At 71.7% G+C, this 16,531-nt stretch carries 16 protein-coding genes; 10 read left to right on the top strand and 6 right to left on the bottom strand.

The annotated features are described in order from the left end of the window. Positions 1-25: 25 nt before the first annotated feature. From DA075_RS04215 to DA075_RS04205, 3 genes are all read right to left on the bottom strand, one after another. The gene (locus tag DA075_RS04215) at positions 26-478 is read right to left on the bottom strand and encodes a DNA polymerase III subunit chi (protein ID WP_099952149.1); all 453 of its coding nucleotides are present in this window, start codon (positions 476-478) and stop codon (positions 26-28) included. A 62-nt stretch (positions 479-540) separates the two neighbouring features. Further along, entirely contained in the window at positions 541-2,358 is a 1,818-nt protein-coding gene (locus DA075_RS04210; RefSeq protein ID WP_099952148.1) for a methylmalonyl-CoA mutase family protein, read from the bottom strand. 159 nt (positions 2,359-2,517) lie between these two features. Next, the gene (locus tag DA075_RS04205; RefSeq protein WP_099952147.1) at positions 2,518-3,321 is read right to left on the bottom strand and encodes an undecaprenyl-diphosphate phosphatase; all 804 of its coding nucleotides are present in this window, start codon (positions 3,319-3,321) and stop codon (positions 2,518-2,520) included. Positions 3,322-3,751: 430 nt separating this feature from the next. Here DA075_RS04205 and DA075_RS04200 point away from each other — a divergent pair, with 430 nt between their 5' ends. Genes DA075_RS04200 through DA075_RS04190 form a run of 3 tightly spaced genes read left to right on the top strand, consistent with a single transcriptional unit; the run spans position 3,752 to position 6,470 of the window. Further along, the gene (locus DA075_RS04200) at positions 3,752-4,444 is read left to right on the top strand and encodes a glutathione S-transferase family protein (RefSeq protein WP_099952146.1); all 693 of its coding nucleotides are present in this window, start codon (positions 3,752-3,754) and stop codon (positions 4,442-4,444) included. A 23-nt stretch (positions 4,445-4,467) separates the two neighbouring features. Then, positions 4,468-5,598, top strand: coding sequence for a tRNA epoxyqueuosine(34) reductase QueG (gene queG, locus DA075_RS04195; protein WP_276330932.1), 1,131 nt, complete (start codon positions 4,468-4,470; stop codon positions 5,596-5,598). 35 nt (positions 5,599-5,633) lie between these two features. Continuing rightward, positions 5,634-6,470 (top strand): SDR family oxidoreductase, encoded by an 837-nt coding sequence (locus tag DA075_RS04190; RefSeq protein WP_099952145.1) that lies wholly within the window; start codon positions 5,634-5,636, stop codon positions 6,468-6,470. Between the two features lie 154 nt (positions 6,471-6,624). Here the strand turns inward: DA075_RS04190 and DA075_RS04185 are convergent, their stop codons facing one another. Together DA075_RS04185 and DA075_RS04180 are read right to left on the bottom strand one after the other, a co-directional pair. Further along, positions 6,625-7,752: an ABC transporter substrate-binding protein gene (locus DA075_RS04185; RefSeq protein ID WP_099952144.1), complete on the bottom strand. Its 1,128-nt coding sequence runs from the start codon at positions 7,750-7,752 to the stop codon at positions 6,625-6,627. Between the two features lie 103 nt (positions 7,753-7,855). Continuing rightward, a complete protein-coding gene (locus DA075_RS04180; RefSeq protein ID WP_232386342.1) occupies positions 7,856-8,323 on the bottom strand; it encodes an Lrp/AsnC family transcriptional regulator in 468 nt (155 codons plus the stop codon). Between the two features lie 189 nt (positions 8,324-8,512). Here DA075_RS04180 and DA075_RS04175 point away from each other — a divergent pair, with 189 nt between their 5' ends. From DA075_RS04175 to DA075_RS04145, 7 genes are all read left to right on the top strand, one after another. Continuing rightward, the gene (locus DA075_RS04175) at positions 8,513-8,710 is read left to right on the top strand and encodes a hypothetical protein (protein ID WP_099952142.1); all 198 of its coding nucleotides are present in this window, start codon (positions 8,513-8,515) and stop codon (positions 8,708-8,710) included. Between the two features lie 44 nt (positions 8,711-8,754). Next, positions 8,755-10,002, top strand: coding sequence for a 3-methyl-2-oxobutanoate dehydrogenase (2-methylpropanoyl-transferring) subunit alpha (locus tag DA075_RS04170; protein ID WP_099952141.1), 1,248 nt, complete (start codon positions 8,755-8,757; stop codon positions 10,000-10,002). 1 nt (position 10,003) lies between these two features. After that, entirely contained in the window at positions 10,004-11,017 is a 1,014-nt protein-coding gene (locus DA075_RS04165; RefSeq protein ID WP_099952140.1) for an alpha-ketoacid dehydrogenase subunit beta, read from the top strand. A gap of 3 nt (positions 11,018-11,020) precedes the next feature. Further along, complete coding sequence (locus DA075_RS04160; RefSeq protein WP_099952139.1) at positions 11,021-12,403, top strand: dihydrolipoamide acetyltransferase family protein; 1,383 nt, start codon at positions 11,021-11,023, stop codon at positions 12,401-12,403. A gap of 3 nt (positions 12,404-12,406) precedes the next feature. After that, complete coding sequence (gene lpdA, locus DA075_RS04155) at positions 12,407-13,810, top strand: dihydrolipoyl dehydrogenase (protein ID WP_099952138.1); 1,404 nt, start codon at positions 12,407-12,409, stop codon at positions 13,808-13,810. A 75-nt stretch (positions 13,811-13,885) separates the two neighbouring features. Beyond that, a complete protein-coding gene (locus DA075_RS04150) occupies positions 13,886-14,209 on the top strand; it encodes a hypothetical protein (RefSeq protein WP_099952137.1) in 324 nt (107 codons plus the stop codon). A gap of 179 nt (positions 14,210-14,388) precedes the next feature. Then, complete coding sequence (locus DA075_RS04145; protein ID WP_099952136.1) at positions 14,389-15,390, top strand: esterase-like activity of phytase family protein; 1,002 nt, start codon at positions 14,389-14,391, stop codon at positions 15,388-15,390. Positions 15,391-15,530: 140 nt separating this feature from the next. On the opposite strand, the gene blaOXA is transcribed toward DA075_RS04145, so the two are convergent. After that, on the bottom strand, positions 15,531-16,343 hold the full coding sequence (gene blaOXA, locus DA075_RS04140; RefSeq protein ID WP_099952135.1) for a class D beta-lactamase: 813 nt from the start codon (positions 16,341-16,343) through the stop codon (positions 15,531-15,533). Between the last annotated feature and the right edge of the window lie 188 nt (positions 16,344-16,531).

Raw genomic sequence — 16,531 nt, 5'->3', positions numbered from 1 at the left:
TCCTCGCGGGCGGGGGCCCGGGTTGTCAGGCCTTCTTCTGCCAGCGGCCGCGCTCGTCCTGCTGCCAGTAGGCGACGCTGTGGCCGGCCTCCTTGGCGCTGCGCCACTGCTCGCGGGCGTGCAGCAGGGCATCCTGGTCGGTGCCGTCGAACAGGATGCAGATGCGCTGGTAGCTGGCGGCGTCGTCGGGCAGGGGCGCGCCCTCGACCAGGAAGCGGATCGAGGCGCCGTTCGGGTTGGCGTCGCGCAGGGTCAGCACCACCGGCTGGGTGCCGCAATCGGGGTCGCGATCGGTGCCGTGGGGCAGGAAGCTCTCGTCGGAGAAGACCCAGAGATGGTCGTCGAGGGCCTGCAGCCGCTCCTCGCTCGTCGCCTGCACGGCGACGCGCCATTGCCGCTCCAGGGATTTCTCCAGGAGGTTCGGCAGCACCGTCTCCAGGGGCTGGCGCTGCATGTGGTAGAACAGGATCTCGGTCACGGTGCTCACGACATAGGGCGACCCGGGCCGGACGGTACCGGCCCGGGATGCGGTGTGCGGCCTCAGGCGGCTGCCGCGGCTTGCGCCTGCCCCAGCAGCTTCACGAGGTCGCAGCCGGCATAGAGGTCGTGGGCGACGCCGGCCGCCCGCAAGGCGGCTTCGAGCTCGCCGGGCTTGCCGGCGAGGGTGATCGTGGTGGCGCCCGCCGCCCGCAGGGCCTCGGCGGCCGGCACCGCCTGCTCGGCATAGACCGCGTCCGAGGAGCACAGGCAGGCGAGCGGCGTGCCGGAGGCCCGGAAGGCCTCGACCAGGGCGGCATGGTCCGCAAAGCCCTCGTTCGTCACCGCCTCGATGCCGCCGGCCTCGAAGGCGTTGCGGGCGAAGGTGGCGCGGGTGTTGAAGGCGCTCAGGGGCCCCAGATTGGCCAGGAACACGCGCGGGCGCCGGCCGGTGCGGGCGAGGATGTCGTCGGAGGCGTCGCGCAGGGCCTCGTAGGGCTCCGCGAGGCGCCGGGACGGCAGCGCGCCTTCGGGAGCCGGCTCCGCCGCCGGGGCGGGGCTGAGCACCGCCACGGGCGCCTCGTGCAGGTCCGGGAACTCGCTGGTGCCGGTGATCGGCTGGCGGCGGGTGGCGAGGTCGGCATCGCGCGACCGCCGCAGGGTCGCGAGGCGGCCCGCGAGCGCGCCGGAGCGCAGGCTCCCGGCGATCCCCCCTTCCCGCTCGATCGCCTGAAAGAGCGACCACGCCTCGGCGCAGAGCGCGTCGGTCAGCGCCTCGAAGCCGCCGGCGCCGGCGGCCGGGTCGGCGACGCGCCAGAGATTGGCCTCGTCGAGGAGGACGTGCTGGGTGTTGCGGGCGCAGCGGCGCGCGAAGGCGTCGGGCAGGCCGATCGCCGCCGTGAAGGGCAGCACGGTGATCGCGTCGGCCCCGCCGAGACCCGCCGAGAACACGGCGGTGGTCGCCCGCAGCATGTTGACCCAGGGGTCGCGGGTGGTGGTGCTGCGCCAGGCGGTCTCGGCGTGGAGGCGGATTGGCGCGGGGTCGAGCCCGCTCGCCTCCTCGACCCGTGCCCAGAGGCGGCGCAGGGCCCGGGTCTTCGCCACCGTCAGGAACTCGTCGGCATCGGCCACCAGCAGGAAGGCCAGGGCTGAGCGGGCGCGCTCGAGCGGATGCCCGTCGGCCTCGAGCGCCCTCAAGGTCGCGAGCGCCCCGGAGAGGACGCAGGCGAGTTCCAGCGCCTCGCCGGCGCCGGCCTCGTGGAAGGGGCGGGCATCGGCCAGGAAGGCGCGGCCGGCAAAGCCCTGCGCCTCGAATTCGCGCAGGAGATCGGCGAGGCCGGGCCAGGACGGCGCCGCCCCGGTGGCGGCCTGCACCGCGACCGGATCGAGGCCGAGATCGATGTCGAGGGCGGCGAGATCGTCGCCCCGGGCCTTGGCCAGGGCGAGCAGGGCCTTCGCGGCCTCGGGCGCCGCCGCGCCGGCATCGAGCCGCAGGCCGATCAGCGGCAGCATCACGTCGGCGAGCGCCGCCTCCAGGTCCTGCGGGCCGGACAGGCCGAAGCCGCGGGCGGCGGGGCTGCCTGCCATCACCAGGGTCAGGGCGTCGGCGCCGCCCTCCAGGTCGGTCAGCGCCAGGGCGTTGGCCTCGGCGGGATCCGGATGGTCGACCCGCTGGCTCACCCGCCAGCGCCCCGGCGTCGCGCGGCCGGGCTGGGCAGCGGCGTCGGCCGGCGGATAGAGCGGCCGAACCGTGATTCCGTCCGGCGTGCGGCGCACCAGCCGCTTCTCGAAATCGGCCCCCTTCAGCACCCCATCCACCAGGGCACGCCACTGCGCCTCCGTGGCGGCCGGAAACGCGGCGGCGAGCGTCGTATCGTCCATGGCGGGTCCTCGTGGCGCGGGTCACTCCCTGGGGCCAGGACATAACCGCGCCACCCGGCCTTGGTCGAGACCTCTTGGGTCGAGGTCTGTCGGGTCGCGGTCTGTCGGGTCGCGGTCTCTCGATCGAGGCCCCTTTGGGGGACCCCGCCTCGAGGTCCGTCAGCCGAAGACGATCAGCCCGGCGAAGCCCGCCGCGCCCACGATGATGCGCCACCAGGCGAACAGCGCGAAGCCGTGGCGGGAGACGTAGTCGAGGAGCTTGCGCACCACGAACAGCGCCGACAGGAACGCCACCACGAAGCCGATGGCGATCAGACCGACATCGTCCTTCGACAGGTTCTTGTAGTTGTCGAGCAGGTCCTTGGCGAAGGCGCCCGCCATGGTCGGCATGGCGAGGTAGAACGAGAACTCGGTGGCGGCGCGCTTGCCCGAGCCCATCAGCATCGCCCCCACGATCGTGGCGCCGGAGCGCGACACGCCGGGGATCATCGCCAGGCACTGGAAGAAGCCGATCTTCAGCGCCATCGGCAGCGAGAACTGGTGCACGTCGTCGTATTTCTGCTCGATCTCGGTCTCGTCGATGACGAGCAGCACGAGGCCGCCGGCGACCAGCGTCGAGCAGATGATCCAGGGGTTGAACAGGTAGAACTTGATGTATTTCGAGAACAGGCCGCCGACGATGGCGGCGGGCAGGAACGCCACCAGGATCGCCAGGATGAAGCGGCGGGCATTCGGGTCGCGGGGCGCGCGCCGCAGCAGGTCGAGGAGCTGGCGGAAATAGACCCCGACGATGGCCAGGATGGCGCCGAGCTGGATCAGCACCTCGAAGGTGTTGTTGGGCGATTCGAAGCCGATGAAGTGGCCGACGAGGAGCTGGTGCCCGGTCGAGGAGACCGGGATGAACTCGGTCGCGCCCTCGACGAGGGCGAGCACCACGGCCTTGCCGATGCTGGCGACGTCCATCACCGGGCTCCCCGTTCGGAGCTCATGCCGCGCGCTGACGCGCCCAACCCTCTCGTCGCCGTCGTCATGTCGTCTGCTCTCGTGGTCGCGCCGCGGGCGGTCGCGACCGCGTCCGGCGGGGATGAAGAAACGGGGGCCGGCTCCGTGCCGCCCGCGTCGTGCCCGCCGGTACGGCGCCAGCTCTGTGGCAAGTCTGTGGTGGAGCTCTATGATGAGGGGCGTGCCGGCGGCTCGGGCGTCGCGCAGGAGTCTTGCATCGGCAGGGTTGAGGCTCGGTTACCAGCACCCGTCACCCGTGTTAAGGATGCCGAAAGATCTCTATGAACCGGTGACCGGACGTTAAACACGATCGGGTCAAGCCTGACGCCTACGACCCACCGCGAGCCGACCTTCAAGGCCAGCCAACAGACGAAGCGCGAAACGGCCCCGCATGGCGACGCTCCATCACTCCTCGTTCTGCCCGCATTCCCGCTTCGTGCGCCTGATCATGGCCGAGATGGGCATGGAGCCCCACCTCGTCGAAGAACGCCCGTGGGAGCGCCGGGAGGAATTTTTGATGATGAACCCGGCCGGCACCACCCCGGTGCTGGTCGAGGAAGGCGGGCTCGCCGTGCCGGGCGCCAGCATCATCGCCGAATACCTCGACGAGACGCGGGGGCTGGGCCTGAGCGGGCTCCGGCTCCTGCCGGAATCCCCCGCCGCCCGGGTCGAGGTGCGCCGCCTGCTCGACTGGTTCCTGCAGAAGTTCGACCAGGAGGTGACCGGCTACCTCGTCACCGAGAAGATCCACAAGCGCTTCATGACCTCGCAGCATGGCGGCGGCCCGCCGGACATGAACGCGATCCGGGCGGCGCGCAGCAACGTGCGCTATCACCTGAAATACATCGGCTACCTGATCTCGCGCCGGAACTGGCTGGCGGGCAGCCAGCTGACCTACGCGGATCTCGCCGCGGCGGCACATCTGTCCTGCGTCGACTATCTCGGCGACGTGCCGTGGGACGAGGACGAGATGGCGCGGAACTGGTACGCGCGGGTGAAGTCGCGCCCCTCCTTCCGCAGCCTGCTCACCGACCGGGTGGCCGGGATGGCGCCGGCCGATCATTACGCGGATCTGGACTTCTGACCCCTCACGCCCTGCGCCACTTCCTGGAAACCCGCGCCCGGGCGCTGGGCTTCGACGCCCTGGCGATCACCCGGCCCGACGCGGTGCCGGCCCTCCCGGAGCGCCTGGCCGCCTGGCTCGCCTCCGGTCACCATGGCGACATGGCCTGGATGGAGGAGCGGACGGGCGAGCGGGCCGATCCGGCACGCCTGTGGCCGGAGGTGCGCAGCATCGTGATGCTCGGCGTCAATGCCGGGCCGGAAAGCGACCCGCTGGCGGCGCTCCGGGATCCTTCGCGCGGCTCGATCGCCGTCTATGCGCGGCGGCGCGACTATCACGACGTGATCAAGGGCAAGCTGAAGGAGCTGGGCGGCGCCTTCGCGGTGAAGGCCGGGGCCGCGATCAAGGTCTTCGTCGACACCGCGCCGGTGATGGAGAAGCCGCTCGCGGCTGCCGCCGGGCTCGGCTGGCAGGGCAAGCACAGCGTGCTGCTGTCGCGGGACTTCGGCAATTGGCTGCTCCTCGGCGCTCTTTACACGACAGCGGAATTGCCGGCGGACGCACCGGAGGGCGACCATTGCGGCCGCTGCCGGCGCTGCCTCGATGCCTGCCCGACCGACGCCTTCCCGGCCCCCTACCAGCTGGATGCACGGCGCTGCCTCGCCTACCTGACGATCGAGCATGCGGGGCCGATCCCGCCGGAATTCCGAGTGCCGATGGGCAACCGGGTCTTCGGCTGCGACGATTGCCTGGCGGTGTGCCCGTGGAACAAGTTCGCGACGGCGACCCGGGAGGCGCGGCTGACCGCCCGCGACGACCTCGCGGCCCCTCCCCTCGCAGAGCTGGCCCGGCTCGACGATGCGGCATTCCGCAGGCGCTTCGCCGGGACGCCGATCAAGCGCACCGGGCGCGACCGCTTCCTGCGCAACGTGCTGATCGCCATCGGCAATTCGGGGGACGAGGGCCTTTCCGGCGAGGCCGAGCGCCTCCTGGGCGATCCCTCGCCGCTGGTGCGCGGCATGGCGGTGTGGGCGCTCGCCCGCCTCGGGCGCCTGCCCCCGGCCCCGCCGCCGGGCGAGCGGGACCCCGACGTGCTGGCCGAGTGGGATCTGGCGAAAAACTCTGGAGTCCGGAGGGCGAGCCCTCTGGCAGGTGCAGGGCAGCGCCCTGCATAAGACGGCATCTCCCGTCAGGCAGGGCTTTGCGCCGCATGAACCTGTTCGTCTTCGGGCTCGGCTACACGGCCGGCCATTTCGTGGCGCGCGAGCGCGCGCGCTTCAGCAGCGTCACGGCGACCCGCCAGGCGCCGGCCGCGATCGATGGGGTGGCCCTGCGGGTCTTCTCGCCCGACGAGAGCGATCCGCGGATCGTCGACGATCTCGGCCAAGCCGACGCGATCCTGGTGTCGATCCCGCCGGATTCGGGCGCCGATCCGGCACTCGCGGCCTTCGCGGACGTGATCGCCGCCGGCCCGGCCCGGTGGATCGGCTACCTGTCGACCATCGGGGTCTATGGCGACCAGGGCGGCGCCTGGATCGACGAGGCGACGCCGCCGGCCCCCACCCATCAGCGCACCCGCGACCGGGTGGCGGCGGAGGAGGCTTGGGCAGCTTTCGGCGCGCGGACGGGCAAGGCGGTGCAGGTCTTCCGGCTGTCGGGCATCTACGGGCCCGGGCGCAACGCCTTCGAGAAGCTGCGCCAGGGCAAGGCGCAACGCATCGTCAAGCCGGGCCAGGTGTTCAACCGCATCCATGTCGACGACATCGCGACCACGCTCGCCGCCTCCCTCGACCGGCCGCGGGCGGGCGCGATCTACAACGTCACCGACGACGAGCCCGCCCCGCCGCAGGACGTGACGGCCTACGCGGCCGGGCTCGCCGGGCTGCCGCTGCCGCCAGCCGTCGATTTCGACACGGCGCAATTGAGCCCGATGGCGCGCAGCTTCTACGGCGAGAACAAGCGGGTGCGGAACCGGCTGATCCGGGAGGAGCTGGGGGTGGACCTGGCCTATCCGACCTATCGGGAGGGGTTGCGGGAATTGGTGTAGGGGGCAGGCGCTGGCCGCCGCGGGTGCGCGTGCCTGGTTCTTTCAATCGTATGGACACCCTCCCCGTCATCCCGGGTTCTCGCCTTTCGGCGAGCCCCGGGATGACGGGGAGAGATGCCGGCCTATATGTCACATCGACTATCAGTCGACGCGATTACTTCTCGAACTCCACCCTCTTGATGAACTTCACCGCACCGCGCTCGTTGCGCACGACGTTGTAGCCGTGCAGTCCGTCGCCGTTCTGGTCGAAGTTGTACATCCCTTCGGCCCCCTGCACGCCTCTGGTGGCGAGCAGCGCGTCGCGGATCTTGCCGGGCTCGGTGCTGCCGGCCTGGTTGATGGCGCGGGCCAGGATCGTCACCGCATCGTAGGCCCAGGCCGAGAAGAAGTCGGGGGCGGTCTTGTAGGCGGCCTCGTACGTCTTGGCGTAGGCCTTCGCGACCGGGTTGGCGTCGCGGTGGAAGTCGGAGGCCGCGTAGGCGCCGTCCAGGGCGGCGCCGGCGAGCTTCAGCGCCGTGGCGCTCGACGTGGTGGACGAGCCGACCCAGTCGATATTGACCCCGAGCTGGCGCAGCTGCCGGGCGAAGATGCCCTGGTCGGTCTCGAACGGGATGTAGGTGCCGAGTACGTCGGCGCCGGATTGCTTCACCGCCAGCGCGACGGCGGTGAAGTCCTGCGAGTTGTTGGGGAAGGCCTGCACCACCACCGGCTCGATGCCCTGCTCCTTCAGGGCGGCGGCGAGGTTGCGCATGCCGCTGGTGCCGAAGGTGTCGCTCGAATGGACCAGCGCCCATTTGCGCCGGTTCAGGGTCGTCACGCCGAATTCCGCGATGACCCGGGCGGAGTAGCGGTCGTTCGGGCGGAAGCGGAACAGCCAGGGATTGCCGACGGCGGTGAGCTGCGGATCGGTGCCGCCGATCATCGCGGGCTTGCCCGTCTTGGCGACGTCCGGCGCGATGGCCTGGACCTGCGTGCTGCGCACCGGCGCGATGAAGGCCGGAAGCGTGGGATCGGCCGCGAGCTTGCTGAAGGCCAGGATGGCGCCGGGATTCGTGCTCTGGTCGTCCTGGACCACGAAGTCGAGCGGGCGCCCGAGCACGCCGCCGGACTTGTTGACCTCCTCCGCCGCGAGCTTCGCCCCCTGCACGAGGTACTTGCCGGATTCGGCGCCCGGCCCGGTGATCGCCGCGGCGACCCCGATCCGGATCGGGTCGGCGGCGAGGGCGGGCCCGATTCCCAGGGACAGGCACAGGGCAGCGAGCAGCGTCGCGCGGCGGGTCATGGCGTCCTCCCGTTGTTTTGCGGACAGCTTACCGCCTGTGCTCCGGCGGACAACGCGGATCTTTTGCCGGATCGGCCGCGAGGCCGTCGCGACGGGACCTGCGTCAGGGGGCCTGCCGGGCGATGGCCACCGGGTCGACCGAGACTTCCTGCTTCAGGGTGCGCAGCGCGAAGACCGAGCGCGACTGGCGGATGCCGCGCAGGCGGTAGAGCTTTTCGCGCAGGAACCGCTCGTAATGCGCGGTGCCGCTGACCGCCACCTTGATGATGTAGTCGTACTCGCCCGTCACCAGGTGCACTTCCAGGACTTCCGGAATGCGCAGGATCTCGGTGCCGAAGGCCTCCAGCACCGAATCGTCGTGCTTGTCGAGGGTCACCTCGACGAAGACCACGTCCGGGATGCCCAGCGCCCGGTGGTCGAGCAGGGCGACGTAGTCGCGGATCAGCCCAGCCTCCTCCAGGCGCCGCAGGCGCGTCCAGCACGGCGATTGCGACAGACCGACCCGCTCAGCCAGGGCCGCGATGGTCAGCCGGCCGTCCTCCCGCAGGGCGCCCAGGATCTTCCGGTCCATGTCGTCGAGCCGGTGCGGCTCCGCAGCCCTCGCGGGGGCCTGGATGCGCCCAGAACGCCTGTTCGGCGAATCGCCGTTCGATGCCATCGCGTGTTCTCCGGAAATCCGCTTTAGCCGCGAAAATCGGCGAGGACCATCCGGCCGGACCCGGCTACAAGGGAGCCAATCAAGCGTCGCGGGAGGACGCGCGTGGCTCGACACCAAGGGCACTTCAGCGAGGGGCACCTCATCGAGATCCGGGCCCGCATCCTGCGCGTCGCCGCCGGCGCGTCGCCGATCGTCACCCTCTCGCATCCGGTCCCGGTCGGGGCGGCCCCGTCCGTCCTCGCCGCCTGCCTCCCGCGCCATCCGGCGGCGGTCGAGGCGTGGCCCGGCGCGCCGTCCTGAGACCGACACACAATCGTCCGCGACCCCTCCCCCAAGGGCCTCCCATGCCGCCAGACGCCTCGAGTCCCCACGCTCCCCTGAGCCTTCATGTGCCGGAGCCGGCCGTCCGCCCGGGCGGCAATCCGAGCTTCTCCGATCTCGACATCCCGGAAGCCGGCGCCGTCCGGCGGCCCGAGGTCGACGTGGCGGCGGCGGACATCCGCGACCTCGCCTACACGCTGATCCGGGTGCTCGACTCCGAGGGCAAGGCGGTCGGCCCCTGGGCCGGCTCGCTCACCGACGAGGAGCTGCTCGCGGGCTTGCGCGACATGATGAAGCTGCGCGCCTTCGATGCGCGGATGCTGATGGCCCAGCGCCAGGGCAAGACCTCGTTCTACATGCAGCATCTCGGCGAGGAGGCGGTGAGCACCGCCTTCCGCCGGGCGCTCGAGCCGGGCGACATGAACTTCCCGACCTACCGGCAGGCGGGGCTGCTCATCGCCGGCGGCTATCCGCTCGTCGACATGATGTGCCAGATCTACTCCAACGAGAACGATCCGCTGCACGGCCGCCAATTGCCGGTGATGTACTCGGCCAAGGAGCACGGCTTCTTCTCGATCTCCGGCAACCTTGCGACCCAGACCATCCAGGCGGTCGGCTGGGCGATGGCCTCGGCGATCAAGAACGACAGCAAGATCGCCGCGGCCTGGATCGGCGACGGCTCGACCGCCGAATCGGACTTCCACGCGGCGCTGGTCTTCGCCTCGACCTACCGGGCACCGGTGGTGCTCAACGTCGTCAACAACCAGTGGGCCATTTCGACCTTCCAGGGCTTCGCCCGCGGCGGCTCCTCGACCTTCGCGGCGCGCGGCCACGGCTTCGGGATTCCGGCTTTGCGGGTCGACGGCAACGATTACCTCGCCGTCCACGCGGTGGCGAAATGGGCGGTCGAGCGGGCGCGGCGCAATCTCGGGCCGACGCTGGTCGAATACGTCACCTACCGCGCCGGCGCGCACTCGACCTCCGACGACCCCTCCGCCTACCGGCCGAAGACCGAGTTCGACGCCTGGCCCCTCGGCGACCCGGTCGCGCGGCTCAAGGATCACCTGATCGCCCGCGGCGTCTGGTCGGAGGAGCGCCACCGCCAGGGCGAGGCCGAGATCCTCGACGAGGTCGTGGCCGCCCAGCGCGAGGCCGAGACCCACGGGACGCTGCATGCCGGCGGCAAGCCGTCGCCGCGCGACATGTTCGAAGGAGTTTTCTCCGAGATGCCCCCCCACCTGCGCCGCCAGCGCCAGCAGGCGGGGTACTGACATGCCGCGCCGCACGATGATCGAGGCCATCCGCGACGCGATGGCCGTGGCGATGGAGCGCGACGACGACGTGGTCGTGTTCGGGGAGGATGTCGGCTATTTCGGCGGCGTCTTCCGCTGCACCCAAGGCTTGCAGGCCCGCTTCGGTAAGAGCCGCTGCTTCGACGCGCCGATCAGCGAGCTCGGCATCGTCGGCGCCGCCGTCGGCATGGCGGCCTACGGCCTGAAGCCCTGCGTCGAGATCCAGTTCGCCGATTACATGTACCCGGCCTACGACCAGATCGTGTCGGAGGCCGCGCGCCTGCGCTACCGCTCGGGCGGCCAGTTCACCGCCCCGATCGTGGTGCGGATGCCCACCGGCGGCGGCATCTTCGGCGGCCAGACCCACAGCCAGAGCCCCGAGGCGCTGTTCACCCACGTGGCCGGCCTCAAGACCGTGGTGCCGTCGAACCCCTACGACGCCAAGGGCCTCCTCATCGCGGCGATCGAGGATCCCGACCCGGTGATCTTTCTCGAGCCCAAGCGCCTCTATAACGGACCCTTCGACGGCCACCACGACCGGCCGGTGACGCCCTGGGCCCGCCACGACCTCGGCGAGGTGCCGGACGGGCACTACACCGTGCCGCTCGGCAAGGCGGCGATCCGGCGCGAAGGAAACGCCGTCACGGTGCTCGCCTACGGCACGATCGTGCACGTGGCCGAGGCCGCCGCCGCCGAGACCGGCATCGACGCCGAGATCGTCGACCTGCGGACGCTGCTTCCCCTCGACATGGAGACGATCGAGGCTTCGGTGCGCAAGACCGGGCGCTGCGTCATCGCGCATGAGGCGACCCTGACCTCGGGCTTCGGCGCGGAACTCGCGGCCCTCGTGCAGGAATCCTGCTTCTACCACCTGGAGGCGCCGATCGTCCGGGTCGCGGGCTGGGACACGCCCTACCCGCACGCCCAGGAATGGGCCTATTTCCCGGGTCCCGAGCGCGTCGGCCGGGCCCTTCGCGCCGCGCTGGAGGGCTGACCCATGGGCTTTCGCATCGTCAAGCTGCCCGATATCGGCGAGGGCGTGGCCGAGGCCGAGGTCTCGGCCTGGCACGTCAAGGTCGGCGACGTGGTCCGGGAGGACCAGCCGCTCGCCGACGTGATGACCGACAAGGCCACCGTCGAGATCCCCTCGCCGGTGAGCGGCACGGTCGCGGCGTTGGGCGCCGAGGCCGGCCAGATGCTGGCGGTCGGCGCCGAGCTGGTGCGGCTGGAGGTCGAGGGCGGGGAGTCCGCGCCCGCGTCAGTTCCCGAAGCCGGCGTCGCGGTGGCGCCGGAGGTGGCGAAGGCGCAGGACGCGGCGGCGGGCCAGCCGGCCGCCGCCCTGGTCCCGGCCGCGGACGGCCTGGAGCCGGCCCAGCCCGCGCCCGCCCCGACATCCGCCGCTGCGCCGAAGCCGGTCGAGCCGCCGAGGCCGGCGCCCGCCAACCCCCCTGCCCCGCGCCCCGCCGCGGCAGCGCCCTCCTCCGGCCCGCCCCGCCCGTCCGGCGAGAAGCCGGTCGCCTCCCCGGCCGTGCGAAGGCGCGCGCTCGATGCCGGGATCGACCTGCGCCAGGTCCGCGGCACGGGACCGGCCGGCCGCATCGGCCACGACGACCTCGATGCCTTCCTGACCGCGCCGCCCGAGGAGGCGGCCCCCGCGCCCGCCGGCCGCGCCCCGCGGACGGGCGTGGAGGAGATCAAGGTCATCGGCCTGCGCCGGCGCATCGCCCAGCGCATGGCCGACGCCAAGCGCCGCGTCGCGCATTTCTCCTACGTCGAGGAGGTCGACGTGACCGCGGTGGAGGAGCTGCGCACGGCCCTCAACCAGCGCCACGGCGCGAGCCGGCCGAAGCTGACCCTGATCCCGTTCCTGGTCCAGGCCCTGGTGCGCGCCCTGCCGGACTTCCCGCAGATGAACGCGCATTACGACGACGAGGCGGAGGTGATCCACCGCCATGCGGGGATCCATGTCGGCATCGCCACCCAGACCCCCTCGGGCCTGATGGTGCCGGTGCTCCGCCACGCCGAGACCCGCGACGTGTGGAACGCGGCCGCCGAGGTCCGTCGTCTGGCGGACGCCGCCCGCAATGGATTGGCGGCCCGCGACGAGCTCTCGGGCTCGACCATCACCATCACGTCGCTCGGGGCGCTCGGCGGCATCGTGACGACGCCGGTGATCAACCGGCCGGAAGTGGCGATCATCGGCGTCAACAAGCAGGTGATGCGCCCGCTCTGGCGCGACGGCGCCTTCGTGCCGCGCCTGACGATGAACCTCTCGGCGTCCTTCGACCACCGGGTGGTCGACGGCTACGACGCCGCCCTGTTCGTGCAGGCCCTGAAGGCCCTGCTCGAGACGCCCGCGACATTGTTCATGGAGGCCTGACCCGTGGGCGAGATCACCACCAAGCTCCTGGTGCTCGGCGGCGGCCCGGGCGGCTACGTCGCGGCGATCCGCGCCGGCCAGCACGGCATCGACACCGTGCTGGTCGAGGAGAACCGGCTCGGGGGCACCTGCCTCAATGTCGGCTGCATCCCCTCGAAGGCGATGATCCACGCGGCCGAGGCTTTTCACGCGGCGGTTCTGCAATCCGAGGATGCCTCGCCCTTCGGCCTCTCCGCCGGCCCGCCCAAGCTCGACTTCACCCGCACGGTGGCCTGGAAGGACGGCATCGTCGGGCGGCTCAACACCGGCGTGGCGTCGCTCCTGAAGCGCGGCGGGGTCAAGATCCTGCGCGGGCGCGGCACCATGGTCGACGGCAAGACCTGCCTCGTCGAGACCGACACGGGGCCCGAGCGGGTGCGGGCCGAGCACGTCATCCTCGCCACCGGCTCGGTCCCGGCGGCGTTGCCCCATCTGCCCTTCGGCGGGCGTGTCATCTCGTCGACCGAGGCGTTGTCCCTGGCGAAGGTCCCCGCCACGATGGCGGTGGTGGGCGCCGGCTATATCGGGCTCGAACTCGGCACCGCCTTCGCCAAGCTCGGCGCCAAGGTCACGGTGGTCGAGATGGCCGAGCGGATCCTGCCGGCCTACGATGCCGAGCTCACCCGGCCCGTGGCGCGGCGCTTGGGCGCTCTCGGGATCGAGGTGCTTCTCGGCGCCAAGGCGACCGGGCTCTCGGGCGACGGGCTCTCGGGCGACGGGCTCGCCGTCGATGTCGGGGGCGAACCCCGGACGATTCCCGCCGAGGTGATCCTGGTCGCGGTCGGGCGCAAGGCGCGCACCCACGATTTCGGCCTCGACCGGCTCGACCTCGACATGAGCGGGCCGTTCCTCCGCATCGACGAGCGCTGCGCCACCTCGATGCGCAACGTCTGGGCGGTCGGCGACGTCACCGGCGAGCCGATGCTGGCCCATCGCGCCATGGCGCAGGGCGAGATGGTGGCCGACCTCGTGGCGGGCCGCCGCCGCGCCTTCCACAAGGTGGCGATCCCGGCGGTCTGCTTCACCGATCCCGAAGTGGTCTCGGCCGGCCTCTCGCCGGAGGAGGCCCGGGCCGCCGGCCACGAGATCCGCACCGGCCTCTTCCCCTTCGCCGCCAATGGCCGCGCCATGACGTTGGGCGCCGAGGACGGCTTCGTGCGGGTGACGGCGCGGGCCGACAACCACCTGCTGCTCGGCATCCAGGCGGTGGGGGCCGGCGTCTCGGAACTGGCGGCGGGGTTCGGCCTGGCGCTGGAGATGGGCGCGCGGCTCGAGGACGTCGCCGGCACGATCCACGCCCACCCCACCCTCGGCGAGGCCTTCCACGAGGCGAACCTGCGGGCGCTCGGCGAGGCTCTCCACATCTGAGAAGCCGCGCCGTCGGGTGAATCGCCGCCCGATATGCGAGATCATCCCTCGTCGCGGGCCGCGGAGGGACGACGCGTGAGCGAGAAGAGGCGCCGTGCCACGGCCGCGGAGATCCGCGGCCGGGCCTTCGGCGACGTGATCGAGTGGCTGGAATACCGCGTCGCGGTCTGTCGCGACGGGCTGGAGCGCTACACCGCCTCCCACGGCGCCGACAGCCGGGCCGCGGCGGCGGAACGCGCCGCGGCGTTCGAGGCCGAGCTGATCCTGCGCGAGATCGGCAAGCTGGCGCGTGAGGCGCCGCGCGCGAAGGCGTTCCGCGAGGCGGCCGAGGCGCGCCGCCGCTTCGTCGCCGCACAGCGGGAGCAGGCCGGCGAGGCGGACGCGCCGGAGGAGGCCTGACGGGCCGCCGCCGCGGCCCTCATGATGCTCGGGCAGACGAAGAATTTTTCTTCGCCGCATTGAATAGATCCGGGCCTGCGTGAAATACTGCGAAGACGGTCCCACCTCAGACGGGCCGCGATCCAGGGAGTATCGCCATGACGGGCCGGGGCTCACAGCGCCTGGGGAGATTCGTTTCCGTGCTCGCCCTCTGCGTCGCGGCGCAAGGCGCGCAGGCCGAGGTGAAGACCGGGCCGGTGCTGATGCATTGGGGGCCGTGCGAGGCCTCCGGCGCCGTCCCCTACCCGGCCGGCAGCTTCGGCGACCGCTTCCTGGTGGTCGACGACCAGGACAACACCTTGCGCCTCTACAAGGCCGACGAATCCGGCCCGCCGCTGATGCTGAAGGGCGGCGACCTCGACGCGGCGCTCGCGCCCTCCGGTCGCGAGGAGCCCGCCAAGGCCGACCTCGAATCCCTCGCCTGGCTCGGCAGCGACCTGGTGCTGATGGGCTCGCACGCCCGCGACGCGGAGGGGCGCACCCGCGAGGCCTCGCGCCAGATGCTCGCCCTCACGGTCGGCGGCGACCCGAAGGCGCCCGCGGTGACGCCGAAGGGCCAGGCCTTCCAGGGCCTCGCCAAGGCTATCGCCGATCTCGACCCGCGCCTGTCCGAGCGCATCGCCGTCGACCTCGCGGCGAAGGCGAGCCTGAGCCCGCGGCGGCGCGGCTTCGCCATCGAGGGCCTGAGCCCGACGCCCGACGGGCGCGGCCTGTTCGTCGCGCTGCGCAACCCGCTCAACGCCGACAATGACGCCCTGGTGGTGCCGTTCGAGAACCCGGCCGAGGTACTGGCGGGCGGCGCTGCGCCCAAGCTCGCGAAGCCGGTCGCCCTCGACCTCAAGGGCCGCGGCATCCGCGACATCGCCTATGCGCCGGGGATCAAGGCCTATTTCCTGATCGCCGGCGGCTCCGGCAGCGGCGGCGAGGCCGCCGATCTCTACCGCTGGTCCGGCACCGCCGGCGAGGCGCCGTCCCGCGTCGCGGGGGCGGCCGAGGCCTTGGCGGCTTTGCCCGATTTCCAGCCCGAGGGCCTGATCGTCGCCCCTGACGGCAAGAAGGTGCAACTGATCAGCGACGACGCCGATATCTGCCCGGCGCGCAGGCCGCAGGGGTTCCGGAGCGTGGTGCTGGAGTTGGAGTGAGCGGGGCTCACCCCGCCGGCCGGACGATCGCGAGACCTTCCTTCGTCACGACGTTCGCCGCACGGGATGCTGTCGGGATGTCCAGGACGCGCCGAGATCCCGAGCCCGAACGGCCTCGCCTCATACGGGATCTCGGCGTGCTACGGCTGCGACGCTGCGTCGGCCGTTGCGGGCCACGCTGCCAGGAGGGCGGCTCGCGTTCGTAGTCCGGTCGGCACCGGATCGGCGCGCTCGTCCCGGTCGAGCCGTGCGACGAGCAGCGTGCGTGCGCCCTTCGTCGCCCAACCGACATACCAGCCATAGGCGCGCGCCATGTCGGACACGCCACGCCCGTCGCGCGGATAGGCCGTGCCGGTCTTGCCGTGCACCTGCCAGCCACCGCCTGCGGGGCTGACCTCGACGACGTCCTCCGCCTTCGCCATCGCTTGCGCCGAGACCGGCAAGGCATGGTTCACCAGCCGGCGCAGGAAGACGACCTGCTCGTAGGGCGAGACTTGGAGCGACGACGCGATCCACGCCCGGTCGAGGCCGTTGGCCCTGCCGGGATCACCGGAGATGTCCGCATTCCCGAAGCCGAGCTTGCGCGCATACTCGGTCACGCGTGCCTCCCCCAGCGCGTGGGTGATGCGCTGCGAGTACCAGACGACGGAATATTTGAGCCAGCGCGTCGGATCGGTCGGCTGCCGCCACGCCTGGCCACCCCAGTCAGGATCGCCGGCCTTATAGGGCTGCACGGGCGCGTGGGCATCGGTGAGGAAGCCGCTGTCGAAGCCCATGACGGCGAGCGGGATCTTGAAGGTCGAGGCGGGCGTCACCCGGGTGCGGCAGTCGCCGTGTTCGAACAGCACGCGACCGTCCATGGCATCCATCACGATGGTGCAGAGCGTGCCGGCCTGGGCGAGGCGAGGGGCGGAGGCTGCCAGGATCAGAGCAACGAGACCAGTCCGATGCATGGATGCCTCCGTCCGAGGCAGGGCTCCTCGCATGACGCGTTCTGCGATGGCAAGCGACGAAGGCTCCGGCCGCCCTGAGCAAACATCGCCGGCGACATGGCTGCTTTCCGCCGGCGAGCAGCCTCAGGGGCCTCGGCCCGGGCGATGAACCATCCCGGGTCCTGCCGCGACAGGACGACCGGACGCAC

Origin of the sequence: Methylobacterium currus, from assembly GCF_003058325.1 — a bacterium.
GTDB classification, from domain to species: Bacteria; Pseudomonadota; Alphaproteobacteria; order Rhizobiales; family Beijerinckiaceae; genus Methylobacterium; species Methylobacterium currus.
The sequence above is the reverse complement of the archived record's forward strand: the minus strand, read 5'-3'. Positions and strand labels throughout refer to the sequence as shown.